12 protein-coding genes are annotated in these 20787 nt (G+C 54.2%); 10 read left to right on the top strand and 2 right to left on the bottom strand.

The genetic code is table 11. The annotated features are described in order from the left end of the window. The first annotated feature begins 100 nt into the window (after window positions 1-100). On the top strand, window positions 101-4675 hold the full coding sequence (locus ACFSX3_RS00135; RefSeq protein ID WP_379312475.1) for a discoidin domain-containing protein: 4575 nt from the start codon (window positions 101-103) through the stop codon (window positions 4673-4675). A gap of 90 nt (window positions 4676-4765) precedes the next feature. On the opposite strand, the gene ACFSX3_RS00130 is transcribed toward ACFSX3_RS00135, so the two are convergent. Further along, window positions 4766-6469, bottom strand: a complete 1704-nt coding sequence (locus tag ACFSX3_RS00130; protein ID WP_209994526.1) for a CPBP family intramembrane glutamic endopeptidase — start codon at window positions 6467-6469, stop codon at window positions 4766-4768. A 339-nt stretch (window positions 6470-6808) separates the two neighbouring features. Between ACFSX3_RS00130 and ACFSX3_RS00125 the strand changes: the two genes are divergently transcribed. The 6 genes from ACFSX3_RS00125 (at window position 6809) to ACFSX3_RS00100 (ending at window position 15751) form a co-directional block, all read left to right on the top strand. Then, the gene (locus tag ACFSX3_RS00125; RefSeq protein WP_209994527.1) at window positions 6809-8179 is read left to right on the top strand and encodes a TrkH family potassium uptake protein; all 1371 of its coding nucleotides are present in this window, start codon (window positions 6809-6811) and stop codon (window positions 8177-8179) included. Window positions 8180-8191: 12 nt separating this feature from the next. After that, on the top strand, window positions 8192-8860 hold the full coding sequence (locus ACFSX3_RS00120; protein ID WP_209994529.1) for a potassium channel family protein: 669 nt from the start codon (window positions 8192-8194) through the stop codon (window positions 8858-8860). Between the two features lie 242 nt (window positions 8861-9102). After that, window positions 9103-11370 (top strand): helix-turn-helix domain-containing protein, encoded by a 2268-nt coding sequence (locus tag ACFSX3_RS00115; RefSeq protein WP_209994531.1) that lies wholly within the window; start codon window positions 9103-9105, stop codon window positions 11368-11370. Window positions 11371-12161: 791 nt separating this feature from the next. Then, window positions 12162-13121, top strand: a complete 960-nt coding sequence (locus tag ACFSX3_RS00110; protein ID WP_209994532.1) for an ABC transporter permease — start codon at window positions 12162-12164, stop codon at window positions 13119-13121. A gap of 14 nt (window positions 13122-13135) precedes the next feature. Beyond that, entirely contained in the window at window positions 13136-14035 is a 900-nt protein-coding gene (locus tag ACFSX3_RS00105) for a carbohydrate ABC transporter permease (RefSeq protein ID WP_209994534.1), read from the top strand. A gap of 66 nt (window positions 14036-14101) precedes the next feature. Then, window positions 14102-15751: an ABC transporter substrate-binding protein gene (locus tag ACFSX3_RS00100; protein WP_209994536.1), complete on the top strand. Its 1650-nt coding sequence runs from the start codon at window positions 14102-14104 to the stop codon at window positions 15749-15751. A gap of 114 nt (window positions 15752-15865) precedes the next feature. Here the strand turns inward: ACFSX3_RS00100 and ACFSX3_RS00095 are convergent, their stop codons facing one another. Then, on the bottom strand, window positions 15866-16765 hold the full coding sequence (locus ACFSX3_RS00095) for a LysR family transcriptional regulator (protein ID WP_209994537.1): 900 nt from the start codon (window positions 16763-16765) through the stop codon (window positions 15866-15868). 415 nt (window positions 16766-17180) lie between these two features. Between ACFSX3_RS00095 and ACFSX3_RS00090 the strand changes: the two genes are divergently transcribed. The 3 genes from ACFSX3_RS00090 to sdhB all read left to right on the top strand — a co-directional run bounded on the left by ACFSX3_RS00090 (window position 17181) and on the right by sdhB (window position 20522). After that, window positions 17181-17846 carry a succinate dehydrogenase cytochrome b558 subunit gene (locus ACFSX3_RS00090; protein WP_209994539.1) on the top strand — a complete coding sequence of 222 codons (666 nt, stop codon included), beginning with the start codon at window positions 17181-17183 and terminating at the stop codon, window positions 17844-17846. Between the two features lie 130 nt (window positions 17847-17976). After that, complete coding sequence (sdhA, locus tag ACFSX3_RS00085) at window positions 17977-19719, top strand: succinate dehydrogenase flavoprotein subunit (protein WP_209994540.1); 1743 nt, start codon at window positions 17977-17979, stop codon at window positions 19717-19719. 38 nt (window positions 19720-19757) lie between these two features. Next, a complete protein-coding gene (gene sdhB, locus ACFSX3_RS00080; protein WP_209994542.1) occupies window positions 19758-20522 on the top strand; it encodes a succinate dehydrogenase iron-sulfur subunit in 765 nt (254 codons plus the stop codon). Window positions 20523-20787 lie beyond the last annotated feature (265 nt).

Genomic DNA, 20787 nt, shown 5'->3' with positions numbered 1-20787 from the left:
GTAAAGGGGCTGATGCAGACTCCGGGAAATGGACTCCGGAAAAAGTCAGGTTTACAGGCTGAAGAGCTGCAATCCAATCGTAAAGAGGAGGATAAAGGGAATGGTATATTCAAAATCTTTAAGACGCAAGAGGGGAATCAGCGGGACCGCTCTTATTCTAAGCATCGTCATGCTGCTGAGTCTCGTGCAGGTTCTTCCGCCCGGACGGGCATATGCCGCGGACTCTTATCTGCTCTCCACAGACCGGCCGGCGTATGCATCGGGCACGGAGGGCAATAATACCCCGGATTTGGCGGTGGACGGCAATACAGGTTCCCGGTGGAGCAGTTCATGGGGGACGGACCCGAACTGGATTTATGTGGATCTCGGGGCAACTGCAACGGTAGACCACGTTGTGCTCCGCTGGGAAGGGGCATACGCCAAAGCTTACAAAATCCAGGTATCCGCTGACGAATTGAACTGGAGTGATGTCTACTCCACAACTACGGGTGATGGCGGTGTGGATGAGCTCACGCTCAGTGGCACCGGCCGGTATGTCCGGGTATTTGCTACGGAGCGAAACCTGACGCAATACGGTATCTCCCTCTATGAGTTCGAGGTATATGGCACCGGCGGCGTTAATCCTCCTCCGGTGGTTCTGGGGCCGAATGTGGCCTTGAACAAGTCTGCGGCAGCTTCATCCTATCAGGTGGCCGACTATCTCCCTCCCGGCTCAACCCTGCCGGAACTAGCGGTGGACGGTAACCTGAGCACACGCTGGTCTTCCAACGCTACCGATAATGAATGGCTGAGCGTTGACCTTGGCAGTGTGCGCACGCTGGGCCGGATTATTATTAACTGGGAGGCCGCTGCCGGCCGGATCTATGATATTCAGGTCTCGAATAACGGCAGCTCATGGACTACGGTATACCGCGAGCTTCACGGCGACGGGGGCACACTTAATCTTCCCGTCTATGCCAGCGGCCGCTATCTGCGGATGAAGGGCATCAGCAGAGCCACCTCCTTCGGGTACTCGATCTTTGAATTCCAGGCCTATGATTATGTGGCAGGCGATCCCAAGCCGGTCTATAACATTCCGGCCCTGCCGGCGCTGACCACAGTGGCCGTAGGCCAGGGCAGCCATGCCGCGAATGACCTCTCGGTACCCCAGCCTAAATATCCGCTGTACAAATCGGATGCGCTGACTGCGCCGCTGCCTTCCAATGACTGGTGGCAGTCCATTATGATCAATCAGCTCGGTAACGGCATTATCACGCTTCCGCTCAAATCGAAATATACCAAGCAGGGCCTAAGTATTCTGAACCCGGGTGCAGGCTACTTAAGCGCCGACGGCAAGGCGCAGGAAGCGGGGGGAAGCTCGGACCTGTTCCTGATGGCCGGCAACATTAATACTTCGGGGATGTCGAATCGGATTACCGGTTACGGCGACTGGTCGGCGACTGCGGTGTTAAGCGATGGCGCTGCGGAGAAGCTGAAGACAACGTTCGTCAAAGGCTCGCCTTACCTCTATTCGCAGTTCAGCGATCCGTCCAGTCCTGAAGTGTATCTGCCGGCCGGGGCCCGCTTCTTTAATGACAGCAATACTACGATTCTGGCTGCAGACGGCGACACCGTGACTGCAGACCATATCGGCATTGCGGTCACCAATTCCAACGGGGCGCCAACGCCTGAAATGGTAACCAGACACTATGGTCTGTATGCTCCGGCCGGTACAACCTTCAAGCGGGTGGGCGCCAAGCTCAAAATTCAGCTGGGAGGAGGCCAGAATTACCTGTCCCTGTCGGCTCTTCCGGCACCGTCCAATCTGAATTATTTCTACCAGCACGGCTATGCCTTCGTGACGGATACGAAGGTGGCCTATACCTTCAACGAGACGACCTCTGATGTCACGACCACCTTCAATGCGGTGACAGAACTCAAGCGTTCGGGCTTCCCGAATACCACGCTGATGGCACAGCTTCCCCACCAGTGGAAGGTGACCACAACACCGCTGACCGCTGTCTCCTTCCCGTCCATCCGCGGAACGATGAAGGTGACAGAGGGCAATTCGTTCGCCACTACGGATAAATTCCACGGCATTGTGCCGCAGTTCACCGAGCCGGGCGATTCTACCTATTCCCGTCAGGATCTTCTGAATTACCTGGTGCTGCTGGATACGGACACCGCCACCAATCTGATGCAGGCCGATGCGTACTGGCAGGGCAAGAAGCTGCATCCGCTGGCCATGGGTGTGCTGATCGCCGATCAGATCGGCAATGAGAGCTACAAGAATCTGTTCCTTTCCCGGATGAAGACGGTGCTTACAGACTGGTATACGTACACCTCGGGGGAAACCGATTATTATTTCGACTACAACTCCGACTGGGGAACATTGATCTATAAAAACAGTGAGTTCGGTGCGAACTCTGGCATCACGGACCATCATTTCACGTATGGCTATTATGTTTTTGCATCCGCCGTGCTCGCCACCTATGATACCGACTTCAGGAACAAATTCAGCGGGATGGTCGATGAGCTGATCCGGGATTATGCTAATCCGTCGAAGACGGATCCGAAGTATCCTTACTTCCGCAACTTCGACCCGTATGAAGGCCATTCCTGGGCCGGCGGTTATGCCGACAATGACAGCGGAAATAACCAAGAAGCGGCCGGAGAGTCACTGTTCGGCTGGGTCGGCCAGTATATGTGGAGCACACTGACCGGCAACACGGCCTTCCGCGATGCGTCCATTATGGGCTTCACGACGGAGCTTAGAGCAGTACAGCAGTACTGGTTCAACTACGACCAGGATAACTGGCTGCCGGGCTATACGCATAAAACGGTGGGTCAGATTTACGGAAGCTCGAATTTCTTCGGCACCTTTTTCAACGGGAATCCGGTGTATATCTATGGCATTCACTGGCTGCCTACAGCAGAATATTTAACCAGCTACGGGTTCGATACGGCTAAGGCGGCTGGATTATACAGCGGCTTCGTGGCCGATAACGGCGGGCCGGAACCGGACTGGTACCATATTGTCTGGCCGATTCAGGCTCTGAGCGATCCGCAGGCTGTGCTGAATAAATGGAATCCGGCACTGCCGCAACAGAACGAATTGTTCAACACGTACTGGTTCGTGCACAATATGGCCACGCTTGGATCACGCACCAAGGACATTTGGGCGGAGAACGGCTACAGTGCAACGGTGTATAAAAAAGGTTCCGCCTACCGTGCGCTGGTCTGGAATCCGACGAATGCGGCAATTACCGTTACGTTCCGCAACAGCGGAGGAGCGACAGGCTCGGCTGTAGTCGAAGCCAAGAAGCTGGTGAAGGTGGACCCTACCAAGGTAACCACCGATACACTGCTTATTCCTCCTGCCCTAGCAGCCGATACCACCCAGAACGCAGCCGGCCAACCGATTGAGCTGATGTTCACGGACAATGCGGCCTGGAGAAATGCAATCAATGCGGTGAAGGTGGATGGAACGACGGCGGCCGCAACGGATTATACCGTAGCAGCCGGTGCAATCACACTGAACCCTGTGCTGTTCCCTACGGCGAAGACTTACACGGTTACAGTCACTGCGGACAAATATAGTGATACTTCGGTGCAGCAGGTGATTACCGGCAGCACAACGCCAACAGGGAACCTTGCGCTGAACAAGGCGGTGACTGCCTCGGAGAATCCGAAGCAGCCCGCTGCCGCAGCTGTGGACGGGAACCCGGGCACGCGCTGGGAATCAGACTTCAGTGATCCCCAGTGGATTCAGGTGGATCTTGGCTCTGCACAGACGGTTGGCCGCGTGCTGCTGGACTGGGAGGGGGCGTATGCCAAAGCCTACACGATCGAAACCTCGGCAGACGGTACAAACTGGACCACGGTGTATATGACGACAACCGGGGACGGGGCTGCCGATGATATCAGCTTCACTCCGGTCAATGCGCGGTATGTGAAAGTGAACGGGACGCAGCGCGGCACGCAGTACGGCTATTCCTTATGGGAACTGGAAGTGTACGGCAGCGGCGGGGCCGTGACGCCAACCGCTCCGCCTGCACTGACAGCCGATACCACCCAGAACACCGCCGGTCAGCCGATTGAGCTGACGTTCACGGACAATGCGGCCTGGAGAAATGCAATTACTGCGGTGAAGGTGGATGGAGTGACCGCAGCGGCAGCGAATTATACTGTGGCAGCGGGTACGATCACACTGAACACTGAGCTGTTCCCCTCGGCGAAGACTTACACGATTACAGTCACTGCTGAGGGATACAATGATGCTTTTGTGCAGCAGGTGATTACCGGCGGCACAACGCCAACTGTGAACCTTGCGCTGAACAAGGCGGTGACCGCTTCGGAGAATCTGAAGCAGCCCGCTGCCGGTGCTGTGGACGGAGATCTTGGCACCCGCTGGGAGTCGGCCTTCAGTGATCCGCAGTGGATTCAGGTGGATCTCGGCTCTGCCCAGACGGTCAGCCGCGTCCTGCTGAACTGGGAGGGGGCATACGCCAAAGCCTACACAATTGAGACTTCAGCAGACGGCACGAACTGGACAACGGCGTATACGTCGACAGCCGGGGACGGAGACATCGACGATATCAGCTTCACCCCGGTCAGCTCGCGGTACGTGAAAGTGAACGGGACGCAGCGCGGCACACAATATGGCTACTCTTTATGGGAATTGTCCGTCTATTAGTGCACAGAATGCACAAGTTAGTCTGGACAGCATAACTATACAGCAGCGGCTGCGCTATCCCGGATCAGGAGGCGCAGCCGCTGCATGTGCTTATTGAAGACGAACCGGCTTTTCCAGCTCCGGCCCCCGTGGTGGGTTGAAGCGGTAGACCAGGTAACCTACGATGAAAGGTAGAACAATCGTGACGATACCGGCTCCGATATTCACCGTATCCTTCATGAAGATCAGCGTAGCCCCCATCAGGATGCTGTCGAATACCACATGGCTGAACATCACCGCGATGAACCCGTACCGGATGAAAATATAGCTGAACAGGAGGCCGATCACCGTCAGCTCAATCGGCCGCGAGATGACCGGATAGATCGGGTAGAGCGTATGTCCGAGCGCCCAGATTAGGGTCGTAATCAGTGAAGCGATGAGCGTATTCTTGACGAGCTTTTTCAGCATACGGATACCGAACAGACGGTAGACCGCCTCTTCCGAGAGACCGGCAAGCCAGGCTACAATCGGCAACAGCCAGGCATATTTCATATTGTAAGGCGACTGGCTGGCGTCAGTGGTGGACCAGTTATCCAGCGTATAGGACAGAATGATGAACATGACGGTCTGCACGCCAAGCAGGATGAAGGCCCAGATATAACCAGCCTGAATACTCTTCAGTACATAGTGGCCGTAGCCGGGCTCGGAGGCCCGGGGCCAAGGATTCAGCTTCTCCTCGGAGCGCCACAAGCCGTCCCCTCCGACCAGGGAGAAGTAGAGCAGGAGCGACATCAGCAGACTGTACAGAACGTAGATGATGAACATGACTACTGCTGTAACTCTTGCCTCAGCGCTGCCGCTGCCAGATTCGGACACTATATTGTAGCTGCTGACCATCATGATCAGGAAATGGACGGAGCTCAGGAAAATTCCGCGCTTCCATGAAGTATGCTTCCTGCGCAGAATGCCGTAGATCATCGCCAGGATACCCAGCAGCAGGGTAGGCAGACCGTATCCGAACAAGGTGAGCTTCTTGGCAAGTGAGGTCTGTCCGTCCACATAAGTATCATGCCAGGCGGGAGCCGAGAATCCGGCTCGGAAATAAGAGACCTCGCCGTTCAGATAATTGAATTGATACTTAAGCGGTAATTCGCCTATGGTGACGGAGCTGTCGGAATAGACAAGCCCGTAGCCACCGGCGTTAGCCTCAATCTTCAGCTTGGCGGGATTGGCCCCCCATAGCTTCAGCCAGGGGCGGGCGAGGCTTTCTTTTGCCTCCAGGCTCAGGTCCGGTATGCTGCTTACAGGGTTGGCTGTACTGGTACGTTTGGTTGTTGCCGCAGGCCGCTCACCGTAATTCTGTCCGGCCGCAGCATCGGCATCGGCGCCAATAGCAAAAGCCACAGGCTCGCCGGTATACATATTGAGATCGACTGCCAGCCGGGCTGCCGCCTCTCCGGACGTATAGAGCACCGCATGGTAGACATCGAACGGATAGCGCTGATCCAGCTTATTCTTGGAATAGTCCGGGAGCAGCTTCTCGCGGGACATATAGCCGTAGAAGGAAGAGTCCGTTTTGTACAGAATGACCCATTCATCCTGGCCTCCGGCTTCGTGTCCGAGCTGCCCAGCGGCGAATGCGGCGGCCTTCTCCCGGATTTGGCTTTTGCTGAGAAGGGCTGTATCCCCGCCTGAGCCGGAGAGGAGCTGGGGAGCGATCTGGAACATGACAAATAGAACCAGTCCGAGAATTCCAGCAAGGATAAGTTTGGTAGTAAGGGGCCGCTGATGCAGGGGCTGGCCGACGGGATTCATGGAACGCCTCCTTGAAATAAAATGCTCTCATCCATCTATTATAGTATTACTTGCCGGGCAGGTACAAAGAAATGCCTTATTATCCTTTTACGTGGAGAAGTCCGGGCTTATGCTTAAAGGCTTGTTATTTTTGTCCAAATATAAGAATGTATATGTTGCACACGATACTTATCCTTCTATTTCTCGCTGATACGGTGCCGTTCTTTAAAATGACGGCAAAGCCGTTTCCACTTGGCTTATCAAAATGAGTCTTTGTGAAGTTTGGCAATAACGTATATAATTTTGTATGCTTATCTGATACTGATCGATTCGTAACTTCTAATAAGGAACCCTGAAAGGATGAGAAGTTTGGCGTCACCGTCTTCCAAGATCACCGGCTTCCGATTCCTGAAGCTAGCTCCTCCGCAAATCCTGGTGCTGAGCTTCGCTGCGGTCATCCTCATCGGCACGTTGCTGCTTATGCTTCCGGTATCCAGCGTACCCGGCCAGCCGCTCCGCTTCATGGACGCGCTGTTCACGGCCACCTCCGCCGCCTGTGTGACCGGACTGGCTGTGGTGGATACCGGGACCCATCTTACGGGCTTCGGACAAGCGGTCATTTTGGTGCTGATCCAGATCGGCGGGCTCGGGTTCATGACGATGGCTACGCTGTTTGCGCTGGTGTTCAGGCGCAGAATCTTACTGCGTGACCGGCTGATTCTTCAGGAAGCCATGAATCAGAGCTCGATGGAAGGGATTGTGCGGCTGATCCGCAAGGTGCTGCTCTATTCCCTGGTTATTGAAGCTGCGGGAGCGCTTCTCCTGTCCATCCGCTGGGCGGTGGAAATGCCGCTTGGCCGCGCGGTCTACTATGGGGTGTTCCATGCGGTGTCGATGTTCAATAACGCCGGATTCGATCTGTTCGGCGGGCATGATCATAGCTTAATCAGCTATGTCGGAGACCCTGTCATTAACCTGGTCGTTATGTTCCTGATCATCTCCGGGGGAATCGGCTTCATCGTCATCTCCGATCTGGCCGACTTCCGCCGTACCCGGCGGCTGTCGCTGCACAGCAAGGTGGTGCTGTCGATGACAGCCGGACTGATTGTGACCGGAATGGTGGTCATCTTCATCTTCGAGTTCACTAATTCGCGGACCCTGGGACCGCTGAACCTCGGGAGCAAGCTATGGGCCTCCCTGTTCCAATCGGTTGCACCGCGTACGGCGGGAGCTAACACACTGGATATCACGGGGCTGCGTCAAGCCACTCAGTTCTTCATCGTGATTCTGATGTTCATCGGGGCTTCCCCGGGCTCTACCGGCGGCGGCATCAAAACCACGACCTTCACGCTGATGATCGGAGCTGTAATCTCCATGCTGCGCGGCCGCGAAGACATCGTGCTCTTCCGTTACCGGCTGGCTCAGGAGCGCGTGTTCAAGGCACTGACCATTACGCTGCTGGCGCTGCTGCTGATCGTTACGGTCTCGATGATGCTCTCAACCACAGAGGGGCTGCCATATCTGATGATTCTGTTCGAGACAATCTCAGCGTTTGCCAATGTCGGACTGAGTCTGGGATTGACCCCGGAGCTGACGCAGGTCGGCAAGATTCTGATCTGCCTGACGATGTTCGCCGGACGGCTGGGACTGCTGACGCTGGCGTATGCGCTCGGTCCGAGACAGGGGAAATTATTATATAAATATCCGGAAGGCAAAATGATAATTGGATAGGGGAATCAAATCATGAAACCACAGCAGTTTGTTGTAATCGGCCTGGGCCGCTTCGGCTCAAGTCTGGCGCTGGAGCTGATGTCTATGGGCTACGAGGTGCTTGGCATTGACCACCAGGAGGAGCGGGTGGAGGAGATGACCGGACGGCTGACGCATGCCGTCATGGCGGATGCTACGGATGAAGGGATTATGCGTTCGCTCGGGGTGCGTAACTTCGACTGCGGCATTGTGGCGATCGGCGATAATATGGAGCGGAGTATTCTGGCCGCGATTCTGCTCAAGGAGCTGGGCGTCAAGCAGGTGGTCGGCAAAGCCATTTCCATTCTGCATGGCCGTGCGCTGTCGAAGCTGGGGGTGGACCGGGTGATTTTCCCGGAGCGGGATATGGGTATCCGCGTGGCTCACCAGCTGGTGACGCCGAATCTGCTTGATTATATCGAGATCTCCAAGGATTACAAGGTCGTTGAGCTGACGGTGCCTGCCTGCATGAACGGTAAAAGCCTCTCCGAGCTGAATACCCGCGCCAAATACGGCTGCAGCATCATTGCCCTGAACCGCGAGGACGGCATCATCGTTGCCCCGACCGCGCATGATCATGTGCATCAGGGGGATATCATGGTGGTAATCGGCTCCAATCACAGCATCGAGGAATTCGAGGATGAAGCGGTGAATGCGGAGTAAGGACTGCCAGCCAGCCTATCCCGATAAAAGAAAGCTAAAAACGCCCGGATGGCTATACATCCAGGCGTTTTTGTTGTTTCGGCGTAAGCCTGCATCCGCACATCAGAGCGCCTGTACACTAGCCTGTAACATGCCAAGCGGGGGTTGAAAAATTTTCCTATACACATATGTAAAATGTATCCTGAAATGATAAAATAAAAATATTGTAAGCGGTAACATAGAAATCCTTAGGGGGATATGTGATGAAAAAAACACCGATGATCCTGCAGCTGGCATTGATTCTTTTCTGCATTATGGCTATTCCTACAGCCGTCCTGACCTGGTATAGCGGGTCACAGATTATACAGAACTCTGAAGCAGCTATCGGGGAATCCACGCTGGCCGGGCTTAATGCCAACCGCAGGCTGAACGAGAACGCGCTTGCTAATCTGGCCCAGGATACGTCGCGTCTGGCGGCGACGAATATTTTTGACCGCATCCGCAGCTTCGAGACCTACGATGAGATTAACGCCAACTATAACAATGTAAGTCTGGCGCTGTCCGTGACTAAGGAGCTGCTGAACCTGAACCGCCGGGTGGACGGTGTGTATTCTTCATTCTTTGTCCTGGAGGATTCGGATTATGTCTTCTCTACCGACAGCAGCATCACGACGCTTGCCCGCTATGAGCCTATCGGATGGATTACTGAAGCGCTTAAGGGGCGCCGGGGGATTAGCGGGGTGTGGGTGCCACGTAAGCTTGCGTCGGGCGAGAACGTTGTATCTTATGTGTATCCCCTCAACCGCCTGTCCACCACCACCCGGGGAGTGATTGTCGTCAACATGAAGGAGAGCCAGATCGGCAAATATCTGCATGCTACCGAGGTGGGCGACAGCAACTACCTGCTGCTGGACGCTGCGGGTACGGTGATCTCCTTCAATGACCGGTCCATGCTGCTCTCCGACAGCCGTAAGCTGCCGTTCTTACAGGAGATTCTGAATCAGGAAGCCAGTGAAGGCTACACCTTCCGCAAGCTGGAGGGCAAACGGACGGTGTATGCCTGGAGCCGCTCCTCCTTGTCGGGGTGGTGGAATGTAAGCTGGAGCTCCATGGATGAGCTGATGACCAAATCCAGAGAGATGCAGGGGAATATTATTCTGCTGACCGGGGCGATCATTGTACTGGGGACGCTGCTGGCCATCTTCCTTGCCACCTGGCTATCCAGGCCCCTGAGGCAGCTGGTGCAGACGATCCGCTCGAAGATTGATGTGGGCGTAGTGAACAAGAATGAGCTGGCCTTCCTGGATCTGGCTTTTAAACGGATGCAGGAGGAGGAAGAGAGTCTGTTTCAGCTATTGCAGGAGCGTGAACAGGATACCCGCAGTTTGGCCGTACACCGTCTGCTGCGCGGTGAGATTCCGGCGCGGATCACGGAGGTTTTTCCGCATGCCTGCTACATAGTGGTGGTGGTCTCCATCGACCAGTATAGAAGATACGTGGGCCATACCAATGTCGAGACGCGCAGCTATCACCGGTATTTGCTGAGTGCGAAGTATGAGAGCTTGTTCCCGGATGCAATTGTCGCCCGCAGCGTCTACCATAATGAAGGCTGTATGGTGATTGTACTGAATTATGCCCCGGAAGAGGGGGAGGAGAACGGCAGTCTTGTTCATCAGGCGCTCGAAGAAGTCCGGGACCAGTCACTCGAACTTCTGGAGCATTCGGTAACGGTTGGAGTAAGTGAACTGGCGGATGCTCCCGAGCGGGTGGCGCTGCGGCTCTTTGAAGCGATGGAAGTGATCAAGCGCCGGATGATCAAGGGAGCCGGAAGCATTATGTACTGGCATGACGAGGAGGATAACAGCCGCAAGTATGTTGACTCTGAGAGCAGCGAGCGGCGAATCCTGAATTTCCTGGATGCCGGCGACCTGGCGGGAATTTTCAAGGAGCTGCAGAGTATCCGCAGCCAGATCTCGGCAGAGGACAATATCTCCTACGATAACATTATGTTCATCTATTATCAGCTGATGGGCGCGACGATCAAGCATCTACGCGAGAATCACCTTGGGACTGGACGGATGATTATGGGCCGGGGCAACGTGTATTCGATTCTCGCCGCGATGGATACGCTGGATGAGCTGGAGGAGTACCTGTATGATTTTTACTGTGAGATTGTACAGTGCCTGGACCGCAGTGCTCATGAGACCAATTATGCGCAGCGGATCATGGAGTACCTGAAGCAGCACTACCGGGAAGAGATCGTCTTCGGGGACATGGCCAAGCAGATAGGCATCAGCTACTCCTATATGCGCAAGCTTGTATATGAGCAGACCGGCAGCAGCATGATTGATTTCGTCAACCAGCTAAGGATCGAGCAGGCCAAGGAGCTGCTGCTGGATTCGGGGCTGACGATCAAGCAGATTGCCGCAGAGGTCGGTTACGCCAATGTGCAGAGCTTCAACCGCTTTTTCCGCAAGTATGAAGGCATGCCGCCGAGCGGCTACAAGTCAGCGAAGAGTAAGAGTTCTTAGAAGCCCATAGATAGATGAGCATAAAGCCCATGGAAACTCATAGAAACCCATAGGAACCCATGGAAATCCATCCCTGGCGGAATGGTAACTCCTTTCAAGGACTGCGTTGTTTCGGCTTGTCCTTGGAAAGTAGGCAGGCGGCAGGAATGAGAGGGATAAATCCCTTTAATGGAGCCGAAAGTGGGCAGGCGGCGGAAATGAGAGGGATAAATCCCTTTAATGGAGCCGAAAGTGGGCTGGATGCGGAAATGAAAGGGATAAATCCCTCTGATGGAGCCGAAAGTGGGCGGGAGGTGGAAATGAGAGGGATAAATCCCTCTGATGGAGCCGAAGTGAGCGGATGAAGAGCACAAGTGCCCCTGAATCCGTGGAAAGTAGGAGTGTATAAATCCTATTAAATTTAGTTAAAAGCAGGCGGTGTGAGCCACAGTAGCTCTCTAATCATTCCCTAATAATTTTCATTGCTCCCTAATTGCTCCCTGATCGTTTCCAAATATCTCCTCACCGCTCCCCAATCCCCCTGTCCTCTCCCTCACCATGCATTTTTATCCGGTTTGTACCTGAACCCATAAATGAAAACGCTTTATTAATTTTGGGAATGCCTATCAGTTTTGATTATTCTCCTGCGGCTGAGGCCTTCGGCGCCGGGCAACAATCATTTGTGAATCAATTGTGATAGGTGATCATCAATACTCATGATATTCATGCCCCGGCAAAGGCAGTAGCATAGGAACCAGGCCGGAGAACATAAGCCGGCAACCGGCAAGAAGAATTCAACGCAGGAGGTGAATATGTTGAAAGCTGCAAGCGCTTCACAAACAAATCACAGTCCTTTATTAAGAAGAAAACAGGGGTTCGGCTATTATTTACAGCGGGATTGGCAGCTCTATCTGCTGGTGATGCTTCCGCTGGCTTTTGTCATCGTATTCAAATATTTGCCGATGACCGGACTTGTAATCGCCTTCAAGGACTATAAGATTGCCAGAGGCTTCTGGGGCAGTGAATGGGCGGGATTGCAGGTCTTCCAGGACCTGTTCGCCAAGCCTGATTTCATCCGGGCCGTCCGCAACACCCTGCTGCTGAACGTGCTTGACCTGTGCTTCAGCTTCACGATGCCGATTGTGCTGGCTCTGCTGCTGAACGAGATCAAGAGCGTACGGTTCAAGAGAATCAATCAGACGGTGCTCTATTTGCCCCACTTCCTGTCCTGGGTCATTATCGGAGCCATCGCCTATCAGCTCCTCAGTGAGGGGGGCGGAGTGGTCAACAACCTCATAGAACTGATGGGAGGAACCCGGATTCCTTTTCTGCAGCAGGATACGAATTGGCTGATCAGCTATCTCGTGATCGGGGTCTGGCAGAGCATGGGCTGGGGCACGATTATCTACCTGGCGGCGATGAGCGGGATCAACCCGGAGATGTATGAAGCTGCTACGGTAGACGGGGCAGGCCGCTGGAAAAAGGTGTGGAATATCACTCTTCCATCGATCCGGGCAACGATTGTGACGCTCTTGATTATGGCGCTGGGCAAAGTAATGGACGGCTCCTTCGAGCGTATCTATGCGCTGCAAAATAAAGCGACCACGGAGTACACCACTACCATACCCGTCCTGGTGTACCGCTGGGGGATCGAGAGCGGCAATTTCAGCCGGGCGACCGCCATCGGATTATTCCAGTCCGTCATCGGAATTATTCTGGTCATTTCCGCGGACCGCGTAGCCAAGAAGCTTGGCGAGGATGGGATTTTGTAGAAAGGAGAGGAACCATGAAAGCAATAGCCGGAGGCACTGCCGCACCCCATAAAGCACGTATCGATATTTGGGAAACGCTGATCCGTCTCGTCATTATTATCATCTCGCTATTTTGCCTGCTGCCGTTCATTCATGTTGTGTCGAAATCGCTGAGCTCTGACTCCTACGTCATTGCCAATAAAGTCTTTATGTGGCCGCAGGGCTTCACCATTGAAGCGTATAAAAAAATCTTCGCGGATGCCAGCATCCTCCGTTCCCTGTACATCTCGGTCATCGTGACTGTGCTGTTCACCATTCTGGGCATGATCCTGACCATCTGCGCCGCCTATCCGCTGTCCAGGACCCAGTTCAAGGGCCGCAGGGTGATCACCTTCATCTTCCTGTTCACCATGTATTTCAGCGGGGGCATTATCCCCGACTATATGAACATCAATAATCTGGGGCTGATGGATACCATCTGGTCACTGGTGCTGCCGCTCTCCTTCAGCGCCTTCAATCTGCTGATTATGAAAACCTCACTGACCAGCGGGGTTCCCGTCAGTCTGGAGGAATCTGCGCGGATCGACGGTGCCGGACATTTCCGGATTCTGTTCAGCATTGTGCTGCCTTTATCCAAGCCGATTATGGCGACACTCGCCCTCTTCTATGCGGTGGGCCGCTGGAATGCTTATCAGGACGCATTGTTCTATATCAAGCATGAGACCTCGCTCCGGCCGCTTCAGCTCAAGCTGTATTATCTGGTCATTCAGGCAAGTGAAAGCTTCCAGCTGGAGGCCAGCCAGGTGCAGCTCAGCAATCCCGAAGTCCTGAAGGCGTCAGTCGTTGTATTCGCTACCTTGCCTATTCTCTGTGTGTATCCGTTCGTCCAGAAATACTTCGTTCAAGGTGTTATGCTCGGAGCCGTCAAGGAGTAATCCTGCGTCTCTGGTATATAGTCATTCTTTGGAATTACGAAAATTCAAAAAAATGGGGGAATTGCGATGAGTAAAAGAAGCGTGTATTCGTTAATGATGGCATCCGTCATGACGGCCGGCCTGCTGGCCGGGTGCTCCGGGGGGAATAATACTAAGGATACGGCCGAATCCAGCAATAAGCCGGCTGAGACAGCCGCTGCTACGAACCAGGCCGAAGGGGCCTATCCGGATTATTCCAAGGGCTTCGAGAAAAAAGTCTCGCTCGACATTCCGGTCTATGAGCGTGCCTATGAAGGCTGGAACGTGTCCGATAACTATTATACCCGCTGGGTGCAGGCGGAGTTCGGCGACAAATATAATATAGAGGTTAACTATGTGCCGATTACCCGCTCCAAAGAAGTAACGGATTTCGAACAGCTCCTGGCTTCGCATAAGGCTCCGGATATTATTTTCCACTATGATATGCCGCAAGCGCTTACTTATTATGGTGAGGATGTGATGCAGCCGCTCGACTATGCAGAGATTCAAAATTATGCGCCGACCTACTGGAAAAGTATGGGTGAGACGATTGAACAGTATGGTACCGTGGATGATCAGAAGACCTTCTTCTTCGCTGCGCGTCCTGAAGCCGACAACTTCGTCAACATTATCCGCAAGGACTGGGTGGAAAAGGTAGGCATGAAGGTTGAGGATCTGACCTCGCTCGAGAAGTACAACGAGATGCTGGCCAAATGGAAGGAAGCCGGACTCGGCGTAAGCGGCGGCAATCTGTTGCAGAACTTCTTCAACTTCAATTATCCGTTCCGCAAATGGCCGGTGGATGCGAAGTATCGTGCGCTGTATTCCGATCTCAGTGTGGCCGATCTGACTACGGAGGAGACTGAGGCTTACCTGCGTAACCTCAATTATCAGTATAATAATGGACTGATTGATAAGGAATTCTATCTGCGCAATGATGAGCCGAAGATTAAGGCTGAATTCGTGGCAGGCAAAACCGGCAACTTCGGCTTCTATCTGGCGAATAACACCGATGTCTTTGCGGCTACGCTACAGAATAACCCGGATGCCAAATTTGCGGTAGTTCCTCCGTATGCCGGGGTTCCAGAAGGCAATAAGCCTCAGGGACGCGCTTACTGGCCGTTTGGCTTCATCATGGGGATTAACTATGAATCTAAGCCGGAAGAACGCGCAGCCGTGTGGATGTATCTGGAATGGCTTAGCCAGCCGGAGAACCTGTTCAAGTTCCAGAACGGGATCGAAGGGGAGAACTATACGCTTGACGCAGACGGCATTGCGCTGAAGAACCCGGATTATAAGGGCGAAGCGGTGCTGGCACAGAACAATAACAAGGACTACTGGGGTCTGGTGACGGAAATTGCCCAGTACCCGGATGAAGCCAAGACCCGCAAGGCCAACCTGCGCAACTGGGCACCGGCCGGTTATGAGCCGCTGGCGGATGATCTGGTGAAGTATTATGACGAGGTTGCCGAATTCCGTACACCGGACGCCCTGTTCAATGTGGTGCTGGAGAAGGTGAACGAATACAAGGCGGATCTGAACACGCTGTTCCAGGAGCTGTATGTGAAGGTGGTGCTCGCTCCGGAAGCTGAATTCGATGCTACGTATGAAGCCGCCAAGAAGACGTATCTGGAGGCAGGCTACCAGGAGATTCTCGATGAGAAGCAGGCAGCAATTGATGCAGGGAAATTCCGTTAATTCGGTGTAAGCCAAGCTCAGTATAGCAAAAGAATTACCCGGCAGTATCCTCACCCGGCAGGCCCATCCGTAGTATTACGGAGGCTTGCCGGGTGATTGCTGTGTTCCCCGCCGCTACTCGCGGCTGTTCAGGAAGACATCCTCCGTGACCTGCACCAGGCAGCGCGCTGCCGTGCTGAGTCCACCGCTGCCTTGGTAGACCAGACATGTGGTCCGCTGCGTCTGCTCCAGCTCCTTGATGTGCAGGGAGACCAGCCCCCCGCCATTCAGCAGCTCCGGGCGCAGATACGAATTCGGCAGCAGGGCCGCAGCCTTGATGGTCGGCAGCAGACGGACGATGGCCTCGAAGGAGTCGATCTCCATCCGTACATCGGGATCAACCCCGCAGCGCTGGAACAGATCATCTGTCGTCCGGCGGTACCAGGTTCCCTTGGAGAAAAGAATCATCGGCAGCCGGGAGAGATGCTCCATCGTGAGCCGCGGCGTCAGGGTCAGCGGATGCTGCTCGGAGACGACCAGCCGGAGCTGGTCCTCAAACAGCGGGATGCAGCGCAGCCCCGGCTCCTGGACCTGGGAGGCGATGATGGCGACATCGCATTTGCCTTCGCTGACGGCGGTGACCATCTCATGGGTCTTCCCGGTGATGAGCTTCAGCTCGGCTGCCGGATATTTCTCTGTGTACGCTTTTACCAGGGGAGGCAGGGTTGTCTGCAGTGTGGTCAGGCTGGCGCCCAGAGTTACGAGCTGCGGCTCGCCCTCCTTGAACTTCGATAACGCTTCCAGGAATTTGGAACGCTGCTGACGCTGCTCCAGCGCATAGGTGTAGGTAAGGCGGCCTACCTCTGTAAGCTCCAGGCGTTTGCCGAAACGGTTGAACAGGGCGACGCCGAGCCGCTCCTCCAGCTTGGAGATTTTGCGGGAGAGGGCCGGCTGGGACAGGTTGAGCTGGCGCGAGGCCCGGTTCAGGCTGGAGTGCTCCACCACCGCAGCAAAAGCATCTAAATCATCGTACATTTCATCGTGCTCCTCTCATCCAAATTCCCATTCATCTGTGATAAAAAGCATTGCCGATGAACCGGGCTTCTCCAAATGTGCCGGAAGACAACCCTGGATTGTCAGTTATTAATGAAGCTAAATGAGAATTATTATCAGATAAAAAATATTCTTATGCGTTTATTGTATAACGATTAATAATTAGATTGCAATTCCCTTATAAGCAAAAAAAGAGTAACATGAAATGTGACACAAGATATTCACATATTGTGAATTATTCAGCAAAGTCCGGGAAAACAATGGATAGTGGTGAAAACAGACTATTAGCCGGTAAATTAAGCCTGCCGCTGCCCTGTTTCAACTGTACTCCCGGCGGTGTATGCTCTTTAAAAAGACTTGTGAAAACGCTGTTTTATATGGAAAGGGGACACTTTGCATGAGAGGTTTTTATTCCAGAAAGATTCATTCCTTGCTCGGCGTTATCCCGCTCGGGGCATTCTTCCTTGAGCACATGCTGACGAACTTCGCAGCAGTAGAGGGTGGCGCTTCCGGTTTCACAGACAGTGTGCTCTGGCTGAACAGCCTGCCGCTGGTTTTCTTCCTGGAATTGTTTGGCATCTGGCTGCCGCTCCTGTACCATGGAGTATACGGCCTGTACATCGCGTACCAGTCGAAGCCGAACCTGAACCGCTACAATCTTGAGCGCAACTGGCGTTATACGCTGCAGCGGATCAGCGGAGTCGTTACCTTCATCTTCATTGTCTGGCATCTGTGGGACACCCGCGTCCAGGTAGCGCTCGGCAAGGTGGAGCATGATCAACTTGGCGGAGTGATGCATAACATTGTGACCCAGCCGCTGCTGATGACTCTCTATATTGTCGGAATCGTGGCCGCCTGCTTCCACTTCTCCAATGGTCTCTGGTCGTTCCTGATCAGCTGGGGAATCACGGTGGGTCCGCGTTCGCAGAGAGTATCGTCCGTACTTTGCCTAGGTATTTTCGTTCTCGTTACTTTCATGTTCGTCCTGTCGCTGGTTACCTTCCGTAACGATGAATTCCAAACTGCCGCTACGGCGATGCAGTCAGTGCGCAGTTTTATTTAGAATATACAGGTGTGTGGATGCGATTAACTTATGCTGACACCACTTAAGCCTATGCTTCCGAAGCGAGTTTTGCTGCATAGCTATCTCTAAGAAGCGGATCTTCCGCAAAACTTTTAGGAGGGGAACAATCATGGCATCAGCCGATATCATCATCGTGGGCGGCGGTTTGGCCGGCCTGATGGCTACCATTAAGGCCGCTGAATCCGGCGCGCATGTACATCTATTCTCACTGGTCCCTGTCAAAAGATCACATTCCGTCTGCGCGCAAGGCGGCATCAATGGCGCCGTGAATACCAAGGGCGAGGGTGACTCGCCTTGGGAGCATTTCGACGATACCGTCTACGGCGGCGACTTCCTGGCCAACCAGCCTCCGGTGAAGGCCATGTGCGAAGCGGCACCAGGCATTATTCACCTGATGGACCGGATGGGCGTAATGTTCAACCGTACCCCTGAGGGGCTGCTCGACTTCCGCCGGTTCGGCGGAACGAAGCGCCACCGCACAGCCTTTGCAGGTGCGACTACCGGCCAGCAGCTCCTGTATGCGCTGGATGAACAGGTGCGCCGCTGGGAAGCGGAAGGCCTGGTTACCAAGAGCGAGAACTGGGAATTCCTCTCGGTGGTTCTGGATGACGAGCGGGTCTGCCGCGGCATCAGCGCCCAGAATCTCAAGACGATGGAGATTCAGACCTTCCCGGCGGACGCGGTCATTCTGGCCAGCGGCGGTCCGGGGATTATTTTCGGCAAAACAACGAACTCGGTCATCAACACAGGAACCGCGGCAAGCGCCGTGTATCAACAAGGTGTGCATTATGCGAACGGGGAATTCATTCAGATTCACCCGACGGCGATTCCCGGCGATGACAAGCTGCGGCTCATGTCGGAATCGGCACGCGGTGAAGGCGGACGGATCTGGACCTATAAGGACGGTAAGCCGTGGTACTTCCTCGAAGAGAAATATCCTTCATACGGTAACCTGGTGCCGCGCGATATTGCTACCCGTGAGATTTTCAATGTGTGTGTGGATCAGGGGCTGGGCATTAACGGCGAGAACATGGTCTACCTGGATCTGTCGCATAAGGACCCGAAGGAGCTTGACGTCAAGCTGGGCGGCATTATTGAAATCTACGAGAAGTTCATGGGGGATGATCCCCGCAAAATTCCGATGAAAATCTTCCCGGCTGTGCATTATTCGATGGGCGGCATGTGGGTCGACTATAATCAAATGACGAATATTCCCGGCTTGTTCGCGGCAGGGGAATGTGAATATCAATACCACGGGGCCAACCGTCTGGGAGCGAATTCCCTGGTCTCTGCCATTTATGGCGGGATGGTCTCCGGTCCGAAGGCTGTGGAATACATCAAGGGCCTTAAGAAATCGGTGCAGGATATCTCCTCCACGGTGTTCGACAGCTTCCACAAGACACAGACCGATAAATATGAGTCGCTGCTGGGAATGACTGGCACAGAGAATGCTTACGTGATCCATAAGGAGCTTGGCGAATGGATGACGGCGAACATGACCGTGGTGCGTGAGAACAAGAAGCTGGAAGCGACGATCGGCAAAATCAAAGAACTGAAGGAACGCTACAAGAATATCAATATGAGCGACACCTCGCGCTGGAGCAACCAGGGCGTAGCGTTCACCCGCCAACTGTGGAACATGCTGGAGCTGTCGGAGGCCATGACGCTTGGAGCGCTGCTGCGCAATGAGAGCCGGGGCGCACACTACAAGCCGGAGTTCCCGACGCGTAACGATGAGGAATTCCTCAAAACCACCAAAGCCGCCTGGACAGCGGACGGCCCGCAGATCTCCTACGAGGAAGTCGATGTATCGCTGATTCCTCCGCGCGTGCGGGATTACTCGAAGGATTGACCGGCTAGACTAACCAAACTTTCTAGGAGGTAACTGACATGGCGGAAACAGCAGCAGCTCCCAAAAATGTGAAATTTATTATTACCCGCCAGGATGAACCGGAGACCAGCCCCTATACGGAGGAGTTCGAGCTTGCCTACCGTCCGGGGATGAACGTAATCAGTGCGCTGATGGAGATACAGCGGAATCCGGTGAATGCAAAAGGCGATAATACGGTTCCTGTGTGCTGGGAATCCAACTGTCTCGAAGAGGTCTGCGGCGCCTGCTCGATGGTGATCAACGGCAAGCCCCGTCAAGCCTGTGCAGCGCTGATCGACAATCTGGAGCAGCCGGTGCGCATTGAGCCGATGAAGACGTTCCCGGTCGTCCGCGATCTGGTGATTGACCGCAGCCGGATGTTCAATGCTCTGAAGCGGGTCAAGGCCTGGATTCCGATTGACGGCACGTATGATCTTGGTCCGGGACCGCGTATGCCGGAGAAGAAGCGCCAGTGGGCCTATGAGCTGTCCAAATGCATGACCTGCGGCGTCTGCCTGGAGGCTTGCCCGAATGTTAACGAGAAGACCGACTTCATCGGGCCGGCAGCCATCTCGCAGGTGCGCCTGTTCAACGCTCACCCGACAGGTGAGATGAACGCTGAGGATCGCCTCGATGCGCTCATGGAAGACGGCGGCATCGACGGCTGCGGTAACTCGCAGAACTGTGTGCGGGCCTGCCCGAAGGGCATTCCGCTCACAACCTCTATTGCCGAGATCAACAAGCAGACGACGAAGCATATGTTCAAGCGCTGGCTGGGTGTCTGACGGCATTCTAGACCCTTTTGCTATAAGCAGAATCGTAGCAGGCCATTCAGGTATAATTCCTGGGTGGCCTGTTTGGCTGCGCTTAGCAGTAGCAGGTACGGATGTTTCTGGTCGGCTGGAAAAAGGGTACATGTGTAGACAGCCTGTAATGAAGAGCCTGAAGCTGCATAGAATAGCCATACGTCCGCAGGTTCCGATAAATATAGGTGAATATGTTATAATCTACATAGCTGAAGAAAACCGCCTGACAGCGGATAACGGGGAG

The organism is Paenibacillus rhizoplanae, assembly GCF_042684125.1.
Classification (GTDB): domain Bacteria; phylum Bacillota; class Bacilli; order Paenibacillales; family Paenibacillaceae; genus Paenibacillus_AQ; species Paenibacillus_AQ rhizoplanae.
This window is presented reverse-complemented; position numbering and strand designations above follow the sequence as displayed.

Excerpts from the sequence above, each read along its gene's own strand:
- ACFSX3_RS00135 (WP_379312475.1), top strand. The coding sequence starts at position 101 with ATGGTATATTCAAAATCTTTAAGACGCAAGAGGGGAATCAGCGGGACC.
- ACFSX3_RS00130 (WP_209994526.1), bottom strand. The coding sequence starts at position 6,469 with ATGAATCCCGTCGGCCAGCCCCTGCATCAGCGGCCCCTTACTACCAAA.
- ACFSX3_RS00125 (WP_209994527.1), top strand. The coding sequence starts at position 6,809 with ATGAGAAGTTTGGCGTCACCGTCTTCCAAGATCACCGGCTTCCGATTC.
- ACFSX3_RS00120 (WP_209994529.1), top strand. The coding sequence starts at position 8,192 with ATGAAACCACAGCAGTTTGTTGTAATCGGCCTGGGCCGCTTCGGCTCA.
- ACFSX3_RS00115 (WP_209994531.1), top strand. The coding sequence starts at position 9,103 with ATGAAAAAAACACCGATGATCCTGCAGCTGGCATTGATTCTTTTCTGC.
- ACFSX3_RS00110 (WP_209994532.1), top strand. The coding sequence starts at position 12,162 with ATGTTGAAAGCTGCAAGCGCTTCACAAACAAATCACAGTCCTTTATTA.
- ACFSX3_RS00105 (WP_209994534.1), top strand. The coding sequence starts at position 13,136 with ATGAAAGCAATAGCCGGAGGCACTGCCGCACCCCATAAAGCACGTATC.
- ACFSX3_RS00100 (WP_209994536.1), top strand. The coding sequence starts at position 14,102 with ATGAGTAAAAGAAGCGTGTATTCGTTAATGATGGCATCCGTCATGACG.
- ACFSX3_RS00095 (WP_209994537.1), bottom strand. The coding sequence starts at position 16,765 with ATGTACGATGATTTAGATGCTTTTGCTGCGGTGGTGGAGCACTCCAGC.
- ACFSX3_RS00090 (WP_209994539.1), top strand. The coding sequence starts at position 17,181 with ATGAGAGGTTTTTATTCCAGAAAGATTCATTCCTTGCTCGGCGTTATC.
- sdhA (WP_209994540.1), top strand. The coding sequence starts at position 17,977 with ATGGCATCAGCCGATATCATCATCGTGGGCGGCGGTTTGGCCGGCCTG.
- sdhB (WP_209994542.1), top strand. The coding sequence starts at position 19,758 with ATGGCGGAAACAGCAGCAGCTCCCAAAAATGTGAAATTTATTATTACC.